Origin of the sequence: Afifella sp. JA880 (assembly GCF_025379905.1) — a bacterium.
GTDB classification, from domain to species: Bacteria; Pseudomonadota; Alphaproteobacteria; order Rhizobiales; family Afifellaceae; genus Afifella; species Afifella aestuarii.
Map to the genome: position 1 here is coordinate 267,744 of NZ_JAOANH010000001.1, position 21,433 is coordinate 289,176.

Annotated in this window: 19 protein-coding genes and 1 tRNA gene; 7 read left to right on the forward strand and 13 right to left on the reverse strand. The window is 62.0% G+C overall.

Annotation, left to right across the window (positions count from 1 at the left end):
- The first annotated feature begins 33 nt into the window (after nucleotides 1-33).
- Nucleotides 34-1,224, forward strand: a complete 1,191-nt coding sequence (gene rnd, locus NYQ83_RS01320; protein ID WP_261211651.1) for a ribonuclease D — start codon at nucleotides 34-36, stop codon at nucleotides 1,222-1,224.
- 4 nt (nucleotides 1,225-1,228) lie between these two features.
- Here rnd and NYQ83_RS01325 read toward each other — a convergent pair whose 3' ends face one another.
- The 5 genes from NYQ83_RS01325 to NYQ83_RS01345 form a co-directional block, all read right to left on the reverse strand.
- Nucleotides 1,229-2,812: an exopolyphosphatase gene (locus tag NYQ83_RS01325; RefSeq protein ID WP_409976939.1), complete on the reverse strand. Its 1,584-nt coding sequence runs from the start codon at nucleotides 2,810-2,812 to the stop codon at nucleotides 1,229-1,231.
- Nucleotides 2,736-4,934, reverse strand: coding sequence for an RNA degradosome polyphosphate kinase (locus NYQ83_RS01330; protein ID WP_261211653.1), 2,199 nt, complete (start codon nucleotides 4,932-4,934; stop codon nucleotides 2,736-2,738). The genes NYQ83_RS01325 and NYQ83_RS01330 overlap by 77 nt, the downstream gene beginning before the upstream one ends.
- An 84-nt stretch (nucleotides 4,935-5,018) precedes the next feature.
- Nucleotides 5,019-5,702 carry an HdaA/DnaA family protein gene (locus NYQ83_RS01335; protein WP_261213885.1) on the reverse strand — a complete coding sequence of 228 codons (684 nt, stop codon included), beginning with the start codon at nucleotides 5,700-5,702 and terminating at the stop codon, nucleotides 5,019-5,021.
- Between the two features lie 5 nt (nucleotides 5,703-5,707).
- Nucleotides 5,708-6,793, reverse strand: coding sequence for an AI-2E family transporter (locus tag NYQ83_RS01340; RefSeq protein ID WP_261211655.1), 1,086 nt, complete (start codon nucleotides 6,791-6,793; stop codon nucleotides 5,708-5,710).
- Nucleotides 6,793-7,347, reverse strand: coding sequence for a CDP-alcohol phosphatidyltransferase family protein (locus NYQ83_RS01345; protein ID WP_261211657.1), 555 nt, complete (start codon nucleotides 7,345-7,347; stop codon nucleotides 6,793-6,795). Before NYQ83_RS01345 ends, NYQ83_RS01340 begins: the two co-directional genes overlap by 1 nt.
- Before the next feature lie 89 nt (nucleotides 7,348-7,436).
- On the opposite strand from NYQ83_RS01345, the gene purM reads away from it, so the two are divergent.
- Both purM and purN read left to right on the forward strand, forming a co-directional pair.
- A complete protein-coding gene (gene purM, locus NYQ83_RS01350; RefSeq protein ID WP_261213886.1) occupies nucleotides 7,437-8,513 on the forward strand; it encodes a phosphoribosylformylglycinamidine cyclo-ligase in 1,077 nt (358 codons plus the stop codon).
- Nucleotides 8,510-9,166 (forward strand): phosphoribosylglycinamide formyltransferase, encoded by a 657-nt coding sequence (gene purN / locus NYQ83_RS01355; RefSeq protein WP_261211659.1) that lies wholly within the window; start codon nucleotides 8,510-8,512, stop codon nucleotides 9,164-9,166. The genes purM and purN overlap by 4 nt, the downstream gene beginning before the upstream one ends.
- Before the next feature lie 12 nt (nucleotides 9,167-9,178).
- On the opposite strand, the gene NYQ83_RS01360 is transcribed toward purN, so the two are convergent.
- Genes NYQ83_RS01360 through NYQ83_RS01370 form a run of 3 tightly spaced genes read right to left on the reverse strand, consistent with a single transcriptional unit; the run spans nucleotide 9,179 to nucleotide 12,802 of the window.
- Nucleotides 9,179-9,502 carry a hypothetical protein gene (locus NYQ83_RS01360; protein ID WP_261211661.1) on the reverse strand — a complete coding sequence of 108 codons (324 nt, stop codon included), beginning with the start codon at nucleotides 9,500-9,502 and terminating at the stop codon, nucleotides 9,179-9,181.
- A 46-nt stretch (nucleotides 9,503-9,548) separates the two neighbouring features.
- A complete protein-coding gene (locus tag NYQ83_RS01365; protein ID WP_261211663.1) occupies nucleotides 9,549-11,669 on the reverse strand; it encodes a molybdopterin-dependent oxidoreductase in 2,121 nt (706 codons plus the stop codon).
- A gap of 53 nt (nucleotides 11,670-11,722) precedes the next feature.
- Nucleotides 11,723-12,802: a COX15/CtaA family protein gene (locus NYQ83_RS01370; protein ID WP_261211665.1), complete on the reverse strand. Its 1,080-nt coding sequence runs from the start codon at nucleotides 12,800-12,802 to the stop codon at nucleotides 11,723-11,725.
- A 105-nt stretch (nucleotides 12,803-12,907) separates the two neighbouring features.
- Here NYQ83_RS01370 and NYQ83_RS01375 point away from each other — a divergent pair, with 105 nt between their 5' ends.
- A complete protein-coding gene (locus tag NYQ83_RS01375) occupies nucleotides 12,908-13,117 on the forward strand; it encodes a DUF2842 domain-containing protein (RefSeq protein ID WP_128294036.1) in 210 nt (69 codons plus the stop codon).
- On the opposite strand, the gene NYQ83_RS01380 is transcribed toward NYQ83_RS01375, so the two are convergent.
- On the reverse strand, nucleotides 13,083-14,162 hold the full coding sequence (locus NYQ83_RS01380; protein WP_261211671.1) for a polysaccharide deacetylase family protein: 1,080 nt from the start codon (nucleotides 14,160-14,162) through the stop codon (nucleotides 13,083-13,085). The genes NYQ83_RS01375 and NYQ83_RS01380 overlap by 35 nt on opposite strands.
- Nucleotides 14,163-14,200: 38 nt before the next feature.
- Nucleotides 14,201-16,282 (reverse strand): GumC family protein, encoded by a 2,082-nt coding sequence (locus NYQ83_RS01385; RefSeq protein ID WP_261211673.1) that lies wholly within the window; start codon nucleotides 16,280-16,282, stop codon nucleotides 14,201-14,203.
- Nucleotides 16,283-16,433: 151 nt separating this feature from the next.
- Between NYQ83_RS01385 and NYQ83_RS01390 the strand changes: the two genes are divergently transcribed.
- Both NYQ83_RS01390 and NYQ83_RS01395 read left to right on the forward strand, forming a co-directional pair.
- Nucleotides 16,434-16,994, forward strand: coding sequence for a polysaccharide biosynthesis/export family protein (locus NYQ83_RS01390; RefSeq protein WP_409976940.1), 561 nt, complete (start codon nucleotides 16,434-16,436; stop codon nucleotides 16,992-16,994).
- 92 nt (nucleotides 16,995-17,086) lie between these two features.
- Nucleotides 17,087-18,607, forward strand: a complete 1,521-nt coding sequence (locus tag NYQ83_RS01395) for an undecaprenyl-phosphate glucose phosphotransferase (protein ID WP_261211677.1) — start codon at nucleotides 17,087-17,089, stop codon at nucleotides 18,605-18,607.
- Between the two features lie 202 nt (nucleotides 18,608-18,809).
- On the opposite strand, the gene NYQ83_RS01400 is transcribed toward NYQ83_RS01395, so the two are convergent.
- Nucleotides 18,810-20,087 (reverse strand): O-antigen ligase family protein, encoded by a 1,278-nt coding sequence (locus NYQ83_RS01400; RefSeq protein ID WP_261211679.1) that lies wholly within the window; start codon nucleotides 20,085-20,087, stop codon nucleotides 18,810-18,812.
- A gap of 197 nt (nucleotides 20,088-20,284) precedes the next feature.
- On the opposite strand from NYQ83_RS01400, the gene NYQ83_RS01405 reads away from it, so the two are divergent.
- A tRNA-Pro gene (locus NYQ83_RS01405) sits at nucleotides 20,285-20,361 on the forward strand.
- Between the two features lie 77 nt (nucleotides 20,362-20,438).
- On the opposite strand, the gene NYQ83_RS01410 is transcribed toward NYQ83_RS01405, so the two are convergent.
- The gene (locus tag NYQ83_RS01410) at nucleotides 20,439-20,969 is read right to left on the reverse strand and encodes a MerR family transcriptional regulator (RefSeq protein WP_261211681.1); all 531 of its coding nucleotides are present in this window, start codon (nucleotides 20,967-20,969) and stop codon (nucleotides 20,439-20,441) included.
- Complete coding sequence (locus NYQ83_RS01415) at nucleotides 20,966-21,382, reverse strand: integration host factor subunit alpha (RefSeq protein WP_261213887.1); 417 nt, start codon at nucleotides 21,380-21,382, stop codon at nucleotides 20,966-20,968. The genes NYQ83_RS01410 and NYQ83_RS01415 overlap by 4 nt, the downstream gene beginning before the upstream one ends.
- Between the last annotated feature and the right edge of the window lie 51 nt (nucleotides 21,383-21,433).

Genomic DNA, 21,433 nt, shown 5'->3' on the forward strand with positions numbered 1-21,433 from the left:
CAGCTGCTTTCAGATTCGCTATAGAGCAGCGCAATGAGTGCCAAAAACGATTATCAAGTCATCACCGACAGCGCGCAGCTTGCGGAGATCTGCCGCCGCTTTTCCGCCTCGCCTTTTGTCTCGATCGACACGGAATTCATCCGTGAGACCACCTTCTGGGCTCGCCTCTGCCTGATCCAGATGGCGGATCCGGAGGTCGCGGTCATCGTCGATCCCCTGGCTGAGGGGCTGGATCTTGCACCCTTCTTCGAGCTGATGCGCAACGAGAAGGTCACCAAGGTCTTCCATGCCGCACGGCAGGATGTGGAGATCTTCGTCAAGCTCGACGGTGCTGTCCCACAACCTCTCTTCGACACACAGCTTGCGGCCATGGTGTGCGGCTACGGCGATCAGATCAGCTACGATCAACTCGTCTATCGCGTCACGGGCGTGCGGATCGACAAATCCTCCCGTTTCACGGACTGGCAACGGCGACCGCTCAGCCAGAAGCAGCTCGATTACGCCGTTTCGGACGTGACGCATCTTTGCGACGTCTACCGCTTCCTCAAAGCCAATCTGGAGGAGCAGAAGCGCAGCGACTGGGTCGCCGAGGAGCTTGCCGTCCTCAACGACGTCGAAACCTACAGGACGCATCCCGAGAATGCCTGGAAGCGGCTCAAGATGCGGGTGAGGAAACCACGTCAGCTCGCGGTCATGCAGAAGGTTGCCGCCTGGCGGGAAAAGGAAGCGCAGAGCCGCGACGTCCCGCGCCAGCGTGTCCTGAAGGACGAGGCGATCTACGAGATCGCGCTGCAGCAGCCGCGCAATGCCGAACAGATGGCAAGGTTGCGCGCCCTGCCCCGCGGCTTCGAGCGCTCACACGCCGCTCAGGCGTTGATTGCAGCAGTCGAAGAGGCTCTCGCCGTCCCGGACGCAGACCTTCCGTCGATCCCGAAACCGCGGCCTGCTCCTGAGCATGCAAGCGCTTCGGCCGAGCTTCTCAAAGTGCTTTTGAAGATGGTCTCAGAAGAGCACGGCGTCGCCTCGCGGCTCGTCGCGACGGTCGACGAACTGGAGAAGATCGCAGCCGATGATCATGCCGATGTGCCCGCCATGAAAGGATGGCGACGGCAGCTCTTCGGGGACCAGGCCCTCGCCTTGAAGCGGGGAGAGATGGCACTCCTGCTCGGCAATGGCCGTGTGCGGGCGGTGCAGATCGAAGATATGCAGGCCGCGGCCGAATAACGTCTCAGCCGTCTATGACGATGCGGCTCTCCAATCCAACGAGAGCCGCCAGCTGCTTCAACCGCGTCTCCAGACGCCCTCCGGCAAGTTCGTTGAGATCGGGCGGCAGGACGAGTTGGAGCTCGTTGTCCGTGCGACGCAAGGCGGTGCGTGGCACCACCCCCGGCATCGAGGCCGAAACGAGGTAGGCGACGCGAAAGATTGCGGCGAGCGCCCTCGCCCGCTCCTTGTAGCGCGTCGGAACGATCTCCCGAAGACCTGGTCCGAGTTCATCGTCCGACAGGCCAGAATGGCGGTAGTAGACCGAGAGGCCGAGATAGGCGCGTCCGGGATGGTCGACACCCACGAAGCCCGCATGGGCAATGATATTCAGGCTCTGCTCGCCCCGGTAATCGGGATGCGCACGCCAGCCGATATCCGCGAGCAGACAGGACGCAGCCCGCAACCTTTCCTCTTCCTTCGTCTCGTCGATGCCGAGCGCTCTCATCGCATCGCCCGTCCACGCGATCAGCTCTTCTGAATGCGCCGGCGAGCGGGAGCGTAGAAAACAGAGTTCGCGGGCGGCGGCGATGAGCGCATTCTTTTCCTGCTCTTCGGCCGGCAGGCGGGAATAGAGAAAGCCTTCGCGCAGGCCGAGAGCGGAGATCACGATGCGGGCGGGTTTGCCGGCGCGCACCAGCTCCGACAAGACGAGGCCGCCATATGCCAGGAGCGGTTGTCGCTGCTTGGAGACGGCGTCGATGGAATCGATCGATGCGACCGGCTGCCGGTAAAGACTCTTCAGGAAATCTCGACTGCGTTCGGTCTCCAGCGTGTAGCCGTGCATCACGTGAAGCGGATAGCCGGTCTGGCGCATGTGCAGTTTGGCAATCGACCGCCAGGTCCCGCCGATCGCATAAAAGGTGCGGCCTTCCATATGCTGAAGGGCCTTGGAGTTTTCCAAGGCCGCACGAGCGATTTTTTTGGCAGCTTTGAGATCTCCGCCGGAATCGTCCTTGAGACGCAGGCCGCCGAGCGGAAATGTTTCGCCATCGCCGACCCGTGTGCCGCGGACATTCGTGAGTTCCAGGCTGCCGCCGCCTAGATCACCCGCGACGCCTTCCGGGACCTCAAAGCCGTCGACCACGCCGAGGGCCGCATAATGCGCTTCCGCGGGACCCGTGAGTACGGTGACGTCACAGCCGCAGATGTCCCGCACCTTGGCGATGAATTTCGAGCCGTTCTCCGCTTCGCGCGTCGCGGCCGTGGCGAGAACGCTCAGTTCCACAACACCGATCTGACGACAGAGAGCTGCAAAGCGTCTCAGCGCGGAAAGGGCCTTGTCGACAGACACATCCGAAAGGCGGCGCGAGGTCGCGACGCCCTCGCCCAATCCTGCGAGAACCTTCTCGTTGAAGAGCGGCGTCGGTGAACGCGCCATTCGCTCGTAGACAACGAGACGAACCGAGTTCGAGCCGATGTCGATGACGGCGATAGGCCCATAGCCGGCAATGCGGCCGGGCGCGTCAGGCTCAATTATCAAGCCGGTCGGCGAAGGTGCGGGGTGTGTCGGATTTGAGCGATTTTCCACGGCCGGAGAGACTTGCATTGGTCATAAAATAGCGGTGGGCGTTAAAGAGTTCCTCTCCCTCTTCCGGTTCGATGCGCCGGGAGGTGCCGTCAGAGAGGATTTCCCAGCTTTGCTGGTTGTCTTTCAGGTTGGCGACCATGATCTGGTCCAGGATCTGCATATGCACCGTCGGATTGGTGATCGGCACCATCGTTTCCACGCGCCGATCGAGGTTGCGGGGCATCAGGTCGGCGGAGCCGATATAAAGCAGCGCCTCGTCCGAGGGCAGGCCGTGGCCGTTGCCGAAACAGAGAATGCGCGAATGCTCCAGGAAACGGCCGACGATCGATTTCACACGGATGTTTTCCGACAGGCCGGGAAGCCCGGGTCTAAGGCAGCAAATGCCCCGGATGACGAGCTCGACTTTCACCCCGGCGCCGCTCGCCCGATAAAGCGCATCGATGATCTGCGGATCGACGAGCGAGTTCATCTTCATCCAGATGCGGGCGGGACGCCCTGCTGCCGCGTGCCCGATCTCGGCGTCGATATGCTCCAGGATGCGGGAGCGCAACGTGTAGGGCGACACGGCGAGCCGCACGACGTCCTGCGGCGGGGCATAGCCGGTGATGAAATTGAAGACGCGGGCGACGTCGCGAGCGATCGCGGGATCCGCGGTGAAATAGGAAAGATCGGTGTAAATCTTGGCCGTGATCGGGTGATAATTGCCTGTGCCGATATGCACATAGCTGACGAGGCCGTTCGGCTCGCGACGCACCACCTGGCTTAGCTTGGCGTGCGTCTTGAGTTCCATGAACCCGTAAACGACCTGCGCACCGGCGCGCTCCAGATCGCGCGCCCAGCGGATGTTGGCTTCCTCGTCGAAGCGTGCCTTGAGCTCAACCAGCGCCGTTACGGATTTCCCCGCCTCGGCGGCTTCCGTCAGCGCCTTGATGATGGGGCTGTCGTTTGATGTGCGATAGAGCGTCTGCTTGATTGCCATCACGTCCGGATCGCTCGCCGCCTGGCGCAGGAACTGCACCACGACGTCGAAGGATTCGTACGGGTGATGGACGACGATGTCCTTCTGCTGGATCGCGGCGAAGCAATCACCCGCGTGCTCGCGGATCCGCTCAGGAAAGCGCGGCGTGTAAGGCTTGAATTTGAGATCGCGGCGGTCGATCCCGACGAGCTGTTCGAGATCCTTGATCCCGAGCAGGCCATGAATGACGTAGACCTCGTCATTGTCGACGGAAAGGGATTGCTGGACGACCGCGCGCAGATCTTCCGGCATCGAGGATTCGACCTCCAGTCGGATAACCGAACCGCGGCGGCGCTGCTTGAGCGCGCGCTCGAAGAGGCGGGCGAGATCCTCCGCCTCTTCCTCGATCTCGATATCGGAATCGCGAATGACCCGGTAGACGCCCTTTCCGACGACCTCATAGCCAGGAAACAACCGGTCTATGAAAAGGCCGACGGTCTCCTCCACGCTGATGAAGCGTGTCGGATGTTTCTCGTCCTGGCGCGGCAGGCGGATGAAGCGAGACAGCGTATGCGGCATGCGCACCAGCGCGCGCATGAAGCGATGATGGACCGGGTCGGTTAGGGAAAGCGCAAGCGTGAAGCCTAGGTTCGGAATGAAGGGAAACGGATGCGCCGGATCGATGGCGAGCGGTGTCAGGACCGGAAAGACCGTCTCCATGAAATATTCGGCAAGCCATTCGGCGTCGTTTGAGGTGACCTCTTCGCCGCGAACGATCGAAATCCCCTCCCTGTCGAGGAGCTCGCGCAAAACGATCCATTGCGCCTGCTGATCGTTGACCAGCGCCTCGACCTTGCGGTCGATCTCCATGAGCTGCTGCGACGGCGTCAGCCCATCAGCGCTGACGGTTGCAATCTTCTCGCGCTCCTGCCCCTTCAGACCAGCGACGCGGACCATGAAAAATTCGTCGAGATTGTTTGCTGAGATCGACAGAAAGCGCAGCCGTTCCAGGAGCGGGTGATTTGGGTTCTCGGATTCCTCGAGCACACGGCGGTTGAATTCGAGCCACGAGATCTCGCGATTGATGAAGCGCTTGGGATCACTGAGAAGCTCGCTGGTCGATACGGCGATCGTACCATTTTCGGAATCAACCGTATCAGTGGCTATCGGGCTCTCTTCCATCGATCCTCTCTCAGTCTGCGAACCGCGTGATCGCAGCGGAGCGTAACACTTGGATGACACCCGCGGAAACCGAGCTCTTGCATCTCAGGAGCCGATCACCTGGTTTTCACGGCTCGCGAGAACCTGCGCAACGAGGGGCCGCGTGATACGCCGTCCTTCGCTCAGCGCCTCTTCGTCGATGGCTGCGACGAGCGCCTGGGCCTCGCGCAGCGAGCGTTCCATCCGGATGACCATGTAGTCGATGACGTTGCGCTCCACCGAAAGCTGACGGTCGCTGAAAAGCTTGACCAGAACCTGTCGCAACAAGGGCTCGTCGGGCCGGTCGATGGAAATTGGGATCGCAAGCCGCAGGCGGGAGATCAGGTCTTTTAGCGACAGCTGCCAACGCGCGAGAGGTTCGCGTGCCGTGATGAGGATCGTAAAACCTTCTTCACGCGCCCGGTTGATCAGATGGAAAAGTGCGCGCTCTGGAACTTCGTCGGCGGCCACATCTTCCACGAGAACGGGCTGGCCGGGGCCGCCCACCTCTCTCTCTTCAAGCTTCGCGCCCGCGACGACCACGGCTCCTGCTCTTTCCGCCCAAAGGCTGGCGAGATGGGTTTTGCCGGAGCCTTCCGGTCCGCACAACAGCACGACTGGCGCGGACCAGTTCGGCCAGCTCATGATGACCTCGTAGGCCGCGCGGTTCGCTTCCGTCACCAGATAGCTGTCGCTGTCGTAGGCGGCTTCATGTGCGAGCGGGATCGGGATCTGACGTTGCGAGATCATGGCGTTCACTGCAGCTCGCTTGGAGGTGGTGGCGGCGGATCGCCAGTGCCGAGATAGATCCGGCTCTCCCGGTATTGCTCGAGGCCGAAGCGGACAAGCACGCCGATGGCGGCCGTGACGGGGACCGCAACCAGAAGGCCGACGAAGCCGAACAGCGCACCGAAGGCGAACATCGCAAACATCAACCAGACGGGATGCACACCGACGGAATGGCCGACGATACGCGGCTGCAGAAGGTTGCCTTCGACGACCTGCCCTGTGACGAACACGCCCGCGACCACGACGATCCAGGGCCATTCCGGCCAGAACTGCACGAGCGCCACGCCGACAGCCAGAATGAAGCCCACGGTCGAGCCGATATAGGGAATGAAGTTGATGACGCCCGCGACGACGCCGATCAGAAGCCCGAAATTGAGCCCGACCGCGGTCAGGCTGACGACGTAGAAGCCGCCCAGGAGCGTGCAAACGAGCCCCTGCCCTCGGAGAAAACCTGAGAGCGCCTGATCGACGTCCGCCGCCAGTTCTCGGATGACATCGGCGTGGTCGCGCGGAAGATAGCTGTCGACCATCTTCACCATCCGGTCCCAATCGTAGAGAAGGTAGAAGGCAACGACGGGCGTCACGATAAACAGGCTGACGACACTGATCAGTGCCTGACCGCCGGCGAGAAGCGAAGAGACCAGGCCCGCCATCCAGGTGGCGGCACTCTTCAGAAGCGGTTCGACATCGAATTCTCCGCCTGACGGAAGATACTTGGCGAGTGGGGACGCGAATACCTCGCTTGCGAGATGCCGCAGACGCTCGATGAGACTGGGCAACCTGTCGGCGAAATCGCTCGCCTGCCCGATCAGTGGCGGGATGATCGCGACCAGGACGACGACGAAAAGCAAAAGCGCGAAGATCAGGATCGCGAGCGTCGCCAGAAGGCGGTTCATGCCGAGCCGCTCGAGCCAGTCCGCCACCGGATCGAGAAAATAGGCGAGTGCCATACCGAGCAAGAACGGCAATAGAATGCCGCTGAAAAGCCAAAGGAAAACGATAAGAGCGGCGAGCGCTCCCAGCCAGAAGATCGCCTGACGCTGGGCCGTCATCAGCCTTCCTCCCGCTGTGGCTCCTCGCCGGCCATGTGGCGCAGCCACTCCGCGAGATAGGCACCGGCGGAGCCGACGGTCAAGCCGGCCGTTGTGATGATCATCGGCCAGATTGCGATCGAAAGCGATTTGATGCCGGCGTGTTCGGCCAGAACCAGCGCGAGGAGAACGATCTGGGCGGTCGTATTGAATTTCGACACCCAGAGAGGCCGCATCGCGATCGGATTGACGAGCATCCAGGCGAGGATCACGCCGCCGACGATGAGAATGTCCCGGCTGACGACGAGGATAATCAGCCATGGCGGCAGAACGCCCTGGAACCCGAGCACGAGAAACAGCGAGACGAGGAGCGCCTTGTCGGCAATCGGATCGAGATAGGCGCCGAGATCGGACGACGCACCGAAGCGTTTGGCGATCAGGCCGTCGATGCCGTCGCTGATCCCTGCGAGAACGAAGACGACGGTCGCGCCCGTCCAATTCTGGATCACGATCAACCAGACGATCAACGGAACGGAGACGAGCCGCGCGAGTGTGATGAAGTTGGGAAGGGTCAAGGAGAACGGTGCCTGGGGCCAAAACGCAGTGCCTAATGGCACAACGCCGCTTGCAAAATCAGGCTATCGCCTCTACCCGCTTTCGTGCCATGGGGGAAGACCGCACCAAACTCAGCTATCGCCAGGCCGGCGTCGATATCGACGCGGGCGCAGCGCTCGTCGACCGCATCAAGCCGCTTGCCGCCAGCACCGAGCGTGCCGGCGTCATGGGCGGACTTGGCGGGTTCGGCGCGCTTTTCGATCTCAAGGAAACCGGTTACCGCGATCCGGTGCTGGTGGCGGCGACGGATGGCGTCGGCACAAAGCTCAAAATCGCCATTGAGAGCGGACATCACGACACGGTTGGGATCGATCTCGTTGCGATGTGCGTCAACGATCTGATCGTGCAGGGCGCAGAGCCACTCTTCTTCCTCGACTATTTCGCATCCGGAGCTCTCTCGGTCGACGAGGCGGCATCCGTGGTCGCGGGCATCGCCGAAGGGTGCCGACAGGCGGGTGCCGCCCTTGTCGGCGGCGAGACGGCGGAACTGCCGGGGCTATATGCCGCCGGAGATTATGATCTCGCCGGGTTCTCGGTCGGGGCCGTCGAACGGGAAGAGATTCTGCCACGCGCGGTGAAGGCCGGAGACGTGGTGATCGGCGTCGGTTCGAGCGGCGTTCATTCGAACGGCTTTTCGCTGGTCCGTCGCGTGGTCGAGAAAAGCGGCCTCGTCTGGCACGCTCCGGCACCGTTTGAGCCTGGAAGGAGCCTTGCGGAGGCGCTTTTGGAGCCGACCCGCATCTATGTCCGCCCTCTCCTTTCGGCGATCCGGGAGACGGGCGCCGTCAAAGCGCTCGCGCATATCACTGGCGGCGGATTGCCGGAGAACCTGCCAAGAGTCTTGCCCGATGGGCAGGCGGTCCGCATCCATCTCGACGAGATCCCGCTGCCTCCGGTTTTCCCCTGGCTCGCCAAGAGCGGGCCGATCGAAGAGGCCGAGCTCCTGCGCACGTTCAATTGCGGTGTGGGTATGGTTGTCATCGCAGAAGCCGATGCGGCTGAGGGGATCACGGCGCATCTGACGGCAGCGGGTGAAAAGACCTTCCGTCTCGGCGAGATCGAGCCACGAAAAGACGCCGCCGTCGTGTTCGAAGGCAAGCTCGCGCTGGACGAGAAGCAACAGTGAAAACAGCGATTTTGATTTCCGGGCGCGGCAGCAATATGCGCGCCCTCGTCGATGCGGCGCAAAAGCCCGACTTTCCCGCCTCGATCGAACTGGTCCTTTCCAATCGCGCGGACGCTGCCGGTCTCGCTTATGCCGCCGATGCGGGCATTGCGACCGCGGTCCTCCCGCATGGGGATTATGAAAGCCGCGAGGCGTTTGAAGCCGCACTCGACACGATGCTGCGCGAGGCTGGAATTGAACTCATCTGTCTGGCGGGCTTCATGCGCCTTCTGTCCGATGAATTCGTCGAGGGATGGCGCAATCGGGTGATCAACATCCATCCGTCGCTCCTGCCGTCCTTTCGGGGTCTGCGAACGCATGAACGTGCGCTGGCGACAGGCGTGCGCGTGCACGGGGCAACGGTCCACTACGTCCGTGCAGAAATGGACGATGGACCGATCATCGTTCAAGGTGCCGTGCCGGTGCTTGCCGACGACACTGCAGAAACCCTGGCCGCACGCGTCCTCTCAGCCGAGCATCGGATCTATCCGCTTGCGCTCTCCTGGGTTGCCGGGCGCAAAGCCCGGGTCGTGGCCGAGAAGGTCATTCTCGAGGGGCTGCCGACGCCGGAGGACAGCGTTTTGATCGTGCCCTCCGATGCCCCACGAGATTGAGAATCAGCTGCCTCAGCGGGTGCAGGTCTCGAAAGCCTGAACGTATTTGGGTTGGGTCGTCTTCGGGATCTGACCTGTTGCGACGAAGGCGGCAGCTTCGGGTTCGCTCATCTGCGGCTCCAGCCGCTTGGCGAGGCACGAACAATCCCGTGTGACGGTCTTCAGCGCATCTCCTTCCCGCTTGCGCCATTCGGCGTAAACGCACGCGTCGGCGAGACGATTGCGCACCGTTTCATGCGTCATGCCGGCTGGCAGGGTCGTAGGTGCGGAACCTCCCTGGCAGGCCGCCAGCGCAAGCGTGGCAAAAACGAAAGCAGGAACCGCTGAGACGCGCATCTTTGATCTCCGAAAAAGGAGGCGCGATATTCTCTGCACTCCCGATTCAGTCAAGCGGCGTCACCGCAACACAGGGCGCAATTCGCACCGCATTGTCGTGAAAGGCTGCACCGCCATAAGGCGCAACCGCATCGGCCCCTGTCAGGGCATTGATGCCGCGCCCTCCTTGATGCGCGGAATTCGGCCAGATGCCCTCCGCAATGAGAGTGCCGCGCTGCTGGCCGTCGCTCAGCCGCATATGCAGCCGGCAGGCGCCGCGCCGACTGGTGAGCTCCACGAGATCTCCGTCATTCAGGTGGGCAGCCTCCGCGTCGAGCGGATGCATCATCACCTCGGGCCGCTTCTCGCGCGTCTGGCCCGACGGCGTTTCGGAGAAGGTGGAATTCAAGAATGAGCGGGCCGGCGCGGTGACGAGGCGGAACGGATACTCCTCATCGGCCGTCTCGATTGCCTCCCACTGATCGGGAAACTCCGGCAGAGATTCCCATGGGCCGAGCGCCTTGCCGTCCTGGGGACGGTTCGGCGCAGCGAAACGACCCCAATCCGGCGCAAAACGGAACTTGCCGTCGGGAAAGCCGAAGCCCTTGAGATAATGCGCCTCCTCAAAGCCCGGCTGACAATCGATCCATTTGTTCTTTTCAAGCCTCGCGAGGTCACCCCAGCCTGAGGCCTTGAGCAGCCAGTCGATGTGCTCGCGTGCGCTCATGGCGAAGCCGGGATGTTCGGCGCCAAGACGCTTTGCGAGGCCCGTCACGACCTGATGGTTCGTGAGGCAGCCGTGCGGCGGTTCGACGAGCTTCGGTCCGAATAGTATGTTCTGGTGACCTCCGCCCTTGTAGATGTCGTCGTGCTCCAGAAACATCGTCGCCGGCAGGACGATGTCGGCCATCTCTGCGGTGTCCGTCATGAACTGCTCATGCACGGCAACGAAGAGATCGTCGCGTAGGAAGCCTCGCCGCACTTGTTCCTGGTCAGGCGCCACGTTCATCGGGTTGGTGTTTTGAATGAGCATGGCGCCGACGGGAGGACCGCCCTTCAGATCGGCGTCGTTGCCGCAGAGGATCGGACCGATGCGCGACTGGTCGAGCATGCGCACGGAGGGATCCAGGCGATCGAGACCTGCGATCATCGTCTCGTCGAGATGATAAATCCCGCCGTTGTTGTGAAAGGCCCCGCCCCCCTCATGGCGCCAGGCGCCTGTGACGGTGGCGATGCATGAGGCGGCGTGCATGGCGACGGCGCCATTGCGGCTGCGCGTAAAGCCGTAACCGAGGCGCATGAAGGTTTTGGGCGTCTTGCCGATCCAGGCGGCGAACGTCTCGATGTCCTCGACGGTGACACCGGTGATGGCAGATGCCCATTCCGGCGTCTTGTCCTCAAGGTGGCGGGCAAAATCCTTCGGACGATCGCTGAAGCGATTAAGATAGTCCCAGTCGGCATGACCGTCACGGAAGAGAATATGCATGACGGCGCAGGCAAGCGCTGCGTCGGTGCCGGGTCTGACACACAGAGCAAGGTCGGCCTGCCGCATCGTAGCGTTTTCATAGACATCGACGACGACGAGCTTCGCTCCCCGGGTCTTCCGCGCTGTCGTCGCATGGGTCATCACATTGACCTGCGTCGCGACCGCGTTGGTGCCCCAGATGACGACGAGATCGGCTTTTGCGATCTCGCGCGGGTCGGGTCCGGTCAGGCTGCCGGTTCCCGCCACATAGCCCGTCCAAGCCATGTTGGTGCAGATCGAGCCGAACTCTCCGGAATAGCGCTTGACGTGGCGAAGGCGGTCGAGCCCGTCGCGCTGCACCAGCCCCATCGTCCCAGCATAATAATAGGGCCAGACGGCTTCGGACCCGTGTCTCGCCTCGGCCTTGACGAAAGCCTCGGCAATCTCGTCGAGCGCCTCCTCGACTGAGATTTCCTGCCACGTGCCATCCCCTTTGGCGCCCTTGCGCTTCAGGGCCTTGGTGAGTCTGTCCGGGTGGTGCAGCCGCTCCGCGTAGCGCGCAACCTTGGCGCAGATCACGCCAGCCGTATAATCGTTCTCGGAATTGCCCCTGAGCCTGCCGACGCGCCCGTCAGGCAAAATTTCCACGTCAAGTGCACAGGTCGAAGGGCAGTCGTGCGGGCAGGCGGAATGGCCGATTGTCACCGGCGTCATGTCATTCATTCGAAATCTCCAAGCGACGACAGTCGCTTACCAGCTCCGGCAGGTCAAGATGCTCAACTGGAAGCGGGCCGTGCCGCATGCCGCACGAGCAGACCGAACAGAATCAGCGCCATCGCCTGATGGGCGAGTGCGATCGGCCAGGGAACGACGAGAATGAGCGCCATAATTCCGAGAGCCACCTGACCGATGACGACGGCCATGATCAGCGCGAGATCCGAGGACCATCGGCGGAGTGCGAGGCGCAAGAGACCGTATCCGATCACGAGTGCGGCCAGCACGTAGCCACCGATGCGGTGATCAAACTGAACGGTCGTGATGTTGTCGGTGAAATTGTGCCAAAGCGGCTGCATCGCAAGAAGGCCGGCGGGTATGAAGCGTCCGTCCATCAGCGGCCAGGTGTTGTAGGTCAGCCCTGCATCGTGGCCTGCGACGAGGCCTCCGAGGGCGATCTGAACGAGCGCCGCGACAGCGATCAGCCAGGCCGCAACGGTGCCGGCGGTTGCGCGCCGCACAGCCTCCGCGCCACCGAGGCGCGCATGCGTGGCAATCAAGAAGGCAAAGAACAGGCTCGCGAGTGTCAGATGCAACGACAGTTTGACGGGGGCGACTGCGATCATTCCCGGTTTCAGACCCGACGCGACCATGATCCAGCCGACCAGGCCTTGAAGCCCGAGAAGGAGCCCGCCGGCGAAAAGCCACAGGCCGAGCCGGAGCGTCAATTTCCCGGCGATGGCGAAGCCGACAAGGCCGACGAGATAGACTGCACCGATGAACCGACCCAGCTGGCGATGCGTCCACTCCCACCAGTAAATCCGCTTGAACTCGCCAAGGCTCATACCCCGGTTCATCAGCTCGTATTGGGAGGTCGCCCGGTAACGATCGAACTCCTCGCTCCAGGCCTGGTCCGACATCGGCGGCACGGCGCCCACGACCGGCTTCCATTCTGTGATCGAAAGACCGGAATCGGTCAGCCGCGTCATGCCCCCCACAAGCACCATGACGAAGACCAGAAAGGTCAGGATCGCCAGCCAAAGCCTGACGCTGCGCAGCCGCATCCACGACGAGCCAAGTTTTTCGGAACGCGGCCCAAAGGAACTCTGCGCAAAGGGCAAAATGCTGTCGTCAAAGGACATCGGCGTCGTCCCGTCTGATATGCCTGTGGGCCAGTTCTCGCCTACGCGACACCGCGGCCCGGCACAAGAGATTGAAAACCACGTCCATTGCGGCTAGCTGCCTCTATGCGCCAGAAATACCGCAAACCGATCGGCACCGTTTTTCTTGTCGTGTGGGTGATCTTCTACAGCCTCACCGCGATGACGATCGGAGCCGCGAAGCTTCCCGGCACCAGCGGGCTCGTGCAGCTTGCCTATTATGCGGTCGCCGGTATCGCCTGGGTGATCCCGGCCGGGGCCATCATCTGGTGGATGGCACGTCCCGACCGCGCCTGAGCGCAGTTTTCGCCTCCAAGAGCGGCTCCGCGATCCGCCACAGCCCCGGGGCGAGCAAAACCTCCTGCAAATCGACATCCTGGTAATAGCCGTTCACCGAAACCCGCGGCAGGAAGCGCGGATCGGAAGACGGCCGAAGCGTGCCGGGCCTCGTCAGGAAGGCGGCCGTCATTCCCGCCTGTGCGGCAAGCTCGGCCTCACGCCCGCCGACAGCACCGGCAAATCCGTAGGGATAGGCCAGAAGGTCGGGCCTTCTTCCCGTCTCCTGTTCAATGCGGTCGGCACTTTCCTGGATTTCCGCAAGCGCGCCATCGGCAGGCAACCTGGCGAGGGCCGGATGGGTCATGGTGTGGGCACCGATCGTCGCGAATGGATCTTCTGCAAGGCGCCGCACCCCGTCCCAATCCAGAACCAATTCCTCCGTCAGCGCTCGTTCATCGAACTCATGAGCTTCGTAAAGACGCGCCATGACCTCACGGTGTCGCAGGCCGTCCAGCTCGAACAGGAGCGCATGCCGCCATGCGGCAAAGGCAGCGTACTTCTCTTCTGTCGTTGAGGTCAGCATCAGCCCCGGCCCCTCGCCTTTCAGACCGAATTCCGAATGCACTGCGATCATGCGTTCCAGAGCGACCCACCAGGGTGCAGCGCTACGATCGCAAAAGCCTGCGCAGATGAAGGCGGTGAACGGCGCCTGATGCCGCTGGAAGACAGGAAGCGCCTCTTCGAGATTGTTACGGAAGCCGTCATCGAGCGTGATCGCCACATCATTCGGCGACGCACGTCCCGCGATCTGGTTGGCCACCATTTCGCCAAGAGGCAGGATCCGCCGATCCGCCCGCTTTAGGAGCCTCAGAAGCGCATCCAGGAAATCGGGCGCGATTACGAGCCCGGCATTGGGCGCGAACGCAGCGGGAAGTCCCGGCTTCACTTCGTGAAGAGTGAGAACGAGCCCGCTGCTCTTGGGGTCCGCCGGCAACCATCGCGTCGCCTTGCTGGCGGCGAGAGTTTTCAGCGCCGCGTGAATCGCCTGGTGACGTCGGCTCACCTCTTGCCCCCGCTTTCGGTAAGTGCTGCGACGGCCTTTCAGGCCGCCTCTTCCGCCGCCTGCGGCTCCGCACCTTCTTCACTCGAGCGCTGCAGAAGAATGGCGTTGCGCGCACCCGCCTCCATCGCCTGCCGGTGAAGTCTGCGGCGTGCCTCCGCGCCCATGTCTTCGTCACAGACGAGGACAGCGAGATCCGGCCGCACGTAGTCGCTCGGCCAATCCTCGAAACGGTCGGCCAGAAGAACCACACGGTCATACGTGTTGCTCAAGGCTCCGATGACGAGGCTGAGGCGCTGCAAGGGCGGATCCTCGGCCATCGAGCCGAGAGGGATGAAATGGACGCGGCTATCGCCGTCGAGGCGGATGGCGTCGCCGAACGGCGCATCCCCGCTTAACAGATCGCCCAGGCCGGGGCCTCCGTCGCGGTCGAGCGCCGAGGCCGGTTCGACCCCGATATCGAGCAGAATGATGCGCAACGAGGCCGTACGGACCGCAAGCCGACATGCACCCAAGGCCGCATCGCCAGCAGTTGGGCCACCGTCTCCGGCAAACAGGACCGTTTTCAGTCCTTCCGTCGCAATGAGATCGGCGAGCTCAGCCAGGCCTGGGATTTCCTTCGCCGCATCGAGGCTCGGCGTTCCGCCCGGGGGAATCGCGCCCAGGACAAGGAGAGGCTCTGCCGGAACCTCTCCGGCCGGCGGCACCTCGATGTCATCCAGTGGACGAAACGCACGACCAGAAGCGAATTCGCGTACGATGACGATGGCCATGGCGAGGAACAGGGAACCGAGGACGGCTGCGGCCGTCAGCAGCCCTTTCTTCGGCCAGGAGGGACGCCGCGGCGGGATCGCCCGCGAAATGATCCGTGCGTCGGCCGGCAGATAATTCGAATCGGTGCGCGCGGCCGCTTCCCGGTAGCGCGCGAGGAAGGTCTCCAGGAGATCGCGTTGCGCGGCGGCTTCGCGCTCCAGCGCGCGAAGCTCGATGCTTTCCTCGTTGGAGCGAGAAACGGCGGCCTTTGTCTCGTTCAGCCTTGCTTCGAGGGTATCGACCCGGGCGCTCGCGACGCGCGAGGCTGTTTCCAGCGATTGCAGGATCTTGCGAACTTCGGCACGGACCTGCCCATCCAGATCCGCAAGCTGGCTCCGCAGGGCCTGCAGACGCGGATGCTGCGGCATGAGGCTGGTCGAGAGCTCGGCAATCTGGGCGCGCAAGGCGACCTGCCGCTCGCGGAGCCGCTGGATCAGCTGTGAATTCAAAACCTCTTCGGCGGAATCGAAGGAGCCCCCTTCGCGTAACAGCGACCGGAGCAATTCGGCTCGCGACTGGGCTTCCGATTGTGCGGCTCTGGCCCGTCCGAGCTCAGCATTGAGCTCGCTCAGATCCTGTTTCTGTAGTGTCGTTTCGGGCTGGCTCGACGTATTGACGTCGAAAAGGTTGTTCTCGGATCGGTAGGCTGCGACCGCGCCTTCTGCCTCTTTTACGCGCTCGCGCAAGCGGTCGATCTCCGTTTGCAGCCAAGCCGTTGCGGCCGAGGTCGACTGTCTCTTGGCTTCGCTTTGCAGGTTCACGAAAGCTTCCGCCACGGCATTTGCGATCTGCGCCGCAAGCTCGGGGTCATGCGCGCTGAACTCGACCGCAATCACTCGCGATTTGACGACGGAATAGACAGAGAGGTGCTTGTAGTAAGTCTCGAGAACACGCTGCCGAATCGTGTTCTCCGCCGGACCCTTTTTGAGGCCGGAGGCGATCAAGACTGTATCAATCAGAGACGGTGAGAGAGCCGGATCAAAGTCCGGACGATGCGTCAGGTCGAACTTGTCGATGATGGTATTGGCGATGTCGCGCGAACGCAGAACCTCGACCTGGCTCGCAATCGCCGATTCGTCCAACTGGACCGTCAGGTTTTCTGCGCCCGAGTCGCGAGGCCGTGTCAGCGGCGATTCCCGCGCCTCGATCAAAATGCGTGCGTCGCCAGTATAAAGCGGGTCGACGAGCGAGAGACCGAAATAGGTTCCTGCCCCCACCAGGATCGCCACCAGGCCAAAAAGCCAGGCGCGACGCCACAGCGCGGCGGCAATTGCAGAAATGTCCATTTCCATAGGACGCGGCTCGGCCATAGCGTGGCGACTCCTTGCTGGCTGACGGCAAGATGCGTCGATTACGGTTAGGAGGCGGTTAACGACGGCATACCTCCAGCTTCAGGCAATTTTAGCGCGGCATTAACTATGGCGCGGCATATTTCGGCCGGTCACAGGTTGGGTGCTCGCAATGAACGCGGTTCGTGTCGCCATTATAATCACGCTTGTTTGTCTTCTCGCGTCTTGCATGGGCGAGCGGGCACCGTTGGCGACTGGTTCACCGACAGTCAAAGGGCCCTATCGACTGGATACCGGCGATGAACTCCGCATCGTCGTCTTCGACCAGAGCGAGCTCACCAACGTCTACAAGGTCGATCAGGCCGGCTACGTCACGATGCCTCTCGTCGGCGAGATCGCGGCGCGCGGTGCCAGCACCGACGAGCTCGAGGGACGCATCCAGAGGGCGCTTTCGACCCGCTTCGTGCGTAATCCCGACGTGACCGTCGAGGTCGCCTCGTATCGTCCCTTCTTCATTCTGGGTGAAGTGAGCAGTCCTGGCCAGTATCCCTATGTGCCGGGCATGACGGTGGAGAATGCCGTCGCGGTCGCTGGAGGCTTTACGCCCCGTGCGAACGAACGGGTGGTGCGGTTGAGCCGCCAGCTGAACGGCGTCCTTTACGAAGGCCGCCTTGCTGTGACCCAGCCGATTCGTGCCGGCGATACCGTCTATGTCGGAGAACGCCTGTTCTGATCCGAGTTGATTAACTCTAGCAGGCGGAACAGATTGAATAAAATCGCGCAAGACAGACAGCTACCGGCGAGGCCGAAGCGGGATTTTACAAAGTGACATCGAGCAATGCACCGGCGGAGAATGAGCCTGGCACAAAGCGGCCCGGAGCGGGTCGCTCGGCCCTCAACCTCGCCGCAGCCCGCGTTGCCGCGAACCTCAAATACCGGCCTGTCTCGGCTGGTTTTCTGGCAGTCCTTCTGCGCCTTGCGGACTTCACGGCGCTCGTGGGCCTCGGCACCCTGATCCACAATTTCTGGGTCACTCCAACCGAAGGCGAGTTGGCTCTCCGCTATCTTGTTCCGCTCATCCTGCTGCCTTTGTTGACGATCTCGCTTATCGGTACGTTCAAAGGCTATACGCTGCCCGCCTACAGGCATCCGCTGAAACATATCGGTCGTGTGGCCGGGCTTTGGGCGGTGGTCTTCGCTTGCTTCACACTGGTCGCGTTCTTTCTGAAAATCGGGGACGATTTCTCCCGTTTGTGGCTCGGCGCCTGGTTCTTTCTCGGCTTTATCGCGCTTGCGGCAGCGCGCGTGCTGCTTGCACGTCTCGTGCGCGTCTGGACTCGCGTCGGTCTGCTGGAGCGTCGCGCGGTTCTCGTCGGGGGCGGCCCGGAAGCGGTGTCCCTGATCCGTGCGCTCGACGCCGAACCGGAGAATGATATCCGTATTTGCGGGATTTTCGATGACCGCGGCGGTGATCGTGCGCCGGCAATTCAGGAAGGCTATCCGCTGCTCGGCCGAATCGATGAACTCGTCGAATTCGGTCGCCAGGCGCAGATCGACCTCTTGATAATCGCCCTGCCGCTGTCGGCCGAAAACCGGCTCCTCGAAATGCTCAAGCAGCTCTGGGTGTTGCCTGTCGACATCCGCATGGCCGCGAACACGACGCGCCTGCGGTTCCGCCCCCGCTCCTACTCGTTCATAGGCTCGGTGCCGTTTCTGGATCTGTTCGATCGGCCGATCGCGGGATGGGATTCCGTCGTCAAACGGATGTTCGACATCGTCTTTGCCAGCCTCGCCCTCATCGCCTTGTCACCGGTAATGCTGGCGGTGGCAGCCGCGATCAAACTCGACAGCCGGGGCCCTGTTCTCTTTCGTCAGGACCGTTACGGCTTCAACAACGAGCTGATCAAGGTCTTCAAGTTCCGCTCAATGTATGTCGATCAGGTGGACCTCAACGCAGTAAAGCTCGTCAGCCGGGACGATCCGCGCGTGACGCGCGTCGGCCGCTTCATCCGCAAGACGAGTCTCGATGAGCTGCCGCAATTGTTCAACGTCTTGAAAGGCAATCTGTCTCTCGTTGGTCCCCGCCCCCACGCCTTGCAGGCCAAGGCGGCCGACCAACTTTACGAACAGGTGGTCGACGGCTACTTCGCCCGCCATCGCGTCAAGCCGGGCATCACGGGCTGGGCCCAGGTCAACGGCTGGCGCGGAGAAACCGACACCCAGGAAAAGCTCGAGCGGCGCGTCGAGCACGACCAGTTCTATATCGAAAACTGGTCGGTTCTTTTCGATCTCTACATCCTGCTTTTGACGCCGATTCGGCTCGTCACCGGCGAGAACGCCTATTGAGAGCTGTGCGGGGATGAAGCTGCGGCCTCGTAATTCCGCGAGGCCTCCTCTTTTCCCCGGCTGTCCGGCTTCCCTTGCACGAAACTCGCTCGATCGAAGGATGCGCCCGGAAGACTGCGGCGCAACGAATTCGGACGCGGACGGTCCCTTGGATGGGCCAGACGAAGACACCCCCCGTCCGGACCTTTGCTCCTTCAATACACTATGACGAGACGATAGAGCGGCCGTTCTGGGCGCGGTGTTTGTTGCGGACGATGGCGTATTTCATCGCTTCCACGGCACCGCTCCCACGCGCATTCGGGGTCGTCTCTGTCGTCTTATGGAAGCGTGCGGGATTGAAGCCCCAGAGGATGCCGAGGAGAAGCCAGAGATGGCGCCAGTGCTCGCCTTCGTGCAGCGATGCGCACATGAGTGGCGCCATGAAGGCGACCAGAACCGCGACGGCTGCCGGATGCGCCGTCATGCGGTAGTTCGCAAGGCCAAAAAGGACCGAGAGGAAGATCAGCGCGAGCCATGAAAAACCCGCGAGCCAGCCGTAATTCATGAAAGAGCTCAGCCAGATGTTATGGATGGGCTCCAGAAAGATCAGGTTCTGCTGATTGATCCCGATACCGACGGGATTGCTGAGGATCATCGGGATCGAACGTGCATAGCGGCCGTATCGGCCTTCGCGCCCTGCATCGTAAGATTCCTCCAAGGTCGCGCGCTGCTCAAACTTCTTCGTGAAGGTCGGAGAGACCACGATCGTGGTTCCGAGAATGATGCCGCCAAAGACCGCCATGGCTGCGGCGTAGGCGAAAAGCCTCAGGAGGTGCTGCCGATAGATGAAGACCATATAGCCGGAGCAGCACAGGATGAGCGACACGGTCGCAGCCCGGGAGAATGACAGCAGCACGCCGAGGCAGAGGATCCCGATGATTGGATAAAGTGCGGGCCGCGGCCACAACCGCTGCTGGACCAGGTAGATCGCCATCACCACGCCCGGCACGAGGAACGACGCATACATGTTCGGGTCGTCGATGAAGGCTTTCGAGCGGCCGTCCCAAAGCAGGGCCTCGATTCCGAGGGCAAAGCCCACAATTCCGAGAATCGCGGCAGTCACGCAGGAGACGACGTAGACCCGCATGAAGGTATGCAACTGCCGCGGACCCCAATCCATGGAGACGTAGCAGGCCGTTATGCCGAGAACCACGACGAAGGTTTTCTTAAAGGCCTCCTGGCGCACATCAGGATCGCCGAAGAACGGGACCGAGGCGTACCAGAACGAAAGCGTCCACAGGAGCAAGAGCGTAAAGAATATGAAGAAGGTCAGCCGGACCTTCTGCAGCACCATGATCGACAATGCGAGCGAGAGCATGAACAGAAAGTCGACGGGCGACGGCCGCGACAGCGTATAGTTCATCGCCAGCACCGCCAGAAAGAAGACGAAGTTCCTCACGGAGGTCGGATAAAGACGTGGACGGTCGGCGTCTGGCTGCATCGAAGCCGGGTTCTCGCGCGGAGATGTTCTATGCGCGCGAGTTAGGCGGGAAAGCCTTAAGATTTGCTGATTCCGTGGCATATCGATTCTCGTTCTCGGCCCATATGGAGCTGCGAGAAGAAGGCGAAAGAATCCCCGAAAACTGCGCGTTATGAGCATTGCGCCGAGCCTATGTGCTCTCTATAGTCCGCGCGCGTCGGAGCGTAGCGCAGCCTGGTAGCGCACTTGCATGGGGCGCAAGAGGTCGTGGGTTCGAATCCCGCCGCTCCGACCATTCCCCACTGATTTTAAAATGAGAACACCGCGCGAGAGCGGCCTGCCGCGCGGTCGATGCGCGGCCGGGTTATCCGGTTAGCCGGAGATGGCGTCGTGCAGGATCCGGCGCGCCTCGAGCAGATCGCTGAGCACGGCTTGAAGACGTTCGCGACCATGGGGGTCGACGCGGCGAGACACGGGCTCTTCCGCCTCCTCGCGCAGCAAGGACGGTTGCAGTTCGTCGTCCTCGTCCTGGGCTTCCTCGCGAATCGGCTCTGCCCTCGCCGGGGCCTCATCGCTCGGCCGCTCGGTGTCAAAATCAGCCTCGGCCGGTGCCACCGTCTCCACATTGCCGCTTTGCCCAACAGCAATGACGAAGCGCACGCCCTTCTCTTTGAGAAGACGCTGCACGCCCTTGATGGTGAAACCTTCGCCGTAAAGAAGCAGGCGAATGCCCTTGAGAAGGTCGACGTCCTCAGGGCGATAATAGCGCCTGCCGCCGCCGCGCTTCAGCGGCTTGATCTGAGTGAAGCGCGTTTCCCAGAAACGCAGGACGTGTTGCGGAAGATCGAGGTCCTCCGCAACTTCGCTGATCGTCCTGAACGCGTCCGGTGATTTCACGCTCACGTCGTTGCGACGTCTGCTTCAGCAGCCTTGAGACGCCGCGCATTGCCGGCGTCGGCGCCCGTGCTGACCGCGGCTCCGCCCGTCTCTTCTTCCGGGGCGAGGCACTCGTTGATGCGCTGCTTCATGATGTTGCTTGGCTTGAAGACGGTCACGCGGCGCGGCGGAATCGGCACTTCCTTGCCCGTTTTTGGGTTGCGGCCGACGCGCTGCCCCTTGCTGCGCACGACGAAGGAACCGAACGAGGACAGCTTGACCGTTTCCCCCGATACGATCGTTTCTGAAATCTCCGCGAGCACCATTTCCACCATGGCGGCCGATTCCGTTCTGGAAAGGCCAAGCTCCCGATATACCGCCTCTGCGAGATCGGCTCGCGTGACGGTGCGCCCCTCTGGGCGTAGTTCATTTGCCTCCACGCAACACGCCTCCTGCACGTCTTTAAGCAACGTATTCGCCTGTCGAAATGA

What these genes read in the sequence shown, in the direction of transcription:
- rnd (WP_261211651.1), top strand. Translation starts at nt 34, where the DNA reads ATGAGTGCCAAAAACGATTATCAAGTCATCACCGACAGCGCGCAGCTT.
- NYQ83_RS01325 (WP_409976939.1), bottom strand. Translation starts at nt 2,812, where the DNA reads ATGCAAGTCTCTCCGGCCGTGGAAAATCGCTCAAATCCGACACACCCC.
- NYQ83_RS01330 (WP_261211653.1), bottom strand. Translation starts at nt 4,934, where the DNA reads ATGGAAGAGAGCCCGATAGCCACTGATACGGTTGATTCCGAAAATGGT.
- NYQ83_RS01335 (WP_261213885.1), bottom strand. Translation starts at nt 5,702, where the DNA reads ATGATCTCGCAACGTCAGATCCCGATCCCGCTCGCACATGAAGCCGCC.
- NYQ83_RS01340 (WP_261211655.1), bottom strand. Translation starts at nt 6,793, where the DNA reads ATGACGGCCCAGCGTCAGGCGATCTTCTGGCTGGGAGCGCTCGCCGCT.
- purM (WP_261213886.1), top strand. Translation starts at nt 7,437, where the DNA reads ATGGGGGAAGACCGCACCAAACTCAGCTATCGCCAGGCCGGCGTCGAT.
- NYQ83_RS01360 (WP_261211661.1), bottom strand. Translation starts at nt 9,502, where the DNA reads ATGCGCGTCTCAGCGGTTCCTGCTTTCGTTTTTGCCACGCTTGCGCTG.
- NYQ83_RS01365 (WP_261211663.1), bottom strand. Translation starts at nt 11,669, where the DNA reads ATGAATGACATGACGCCGGTGACAATCGGCCATTCCGCCTGCCCGCAC.
- NYQ83_RS01370 (WP_261211665.1), bottom strand. Translation starts at nt 12,802, where the DNA reads ATGTCCTTTGACGACAGCATTTTGCCCTTTGCGCAGAGTTCCTTTGGG.
- NYQ83_RS01375 (WP_128294036.1), top strand. Translation starts at nt 12,908, where the DNA reads ATGCGCCAGAAATACCGCAAACCGATCGGCACCGTTTTTCTTGTCGTG.
- NYQ83_RS01385 (WP_261211673.1), bottom strand. Translation starts at nt 16,282, where the DNA reads ATGGCCGAGCCGCGTCCTATGGAAATGGACATTTCTGCAATTGCCGCC.
- NYQ83_RS01390 (WP_409976940.1), top strand. Translation starts at nt 16,434, where the DNA reads ATGAACGCGGTTCGTGTCGCCATTATAATCACGCTTGTTTGTCTTCTC.
- NYQ83_RS01400 (WP_261211679.1), bottom strand. Translation starts at nt 20,087, where the DNA reads ATGCAGCCAGACGCCGACCGTCCACGTCTTTATCCGACCTCCGTGAGG.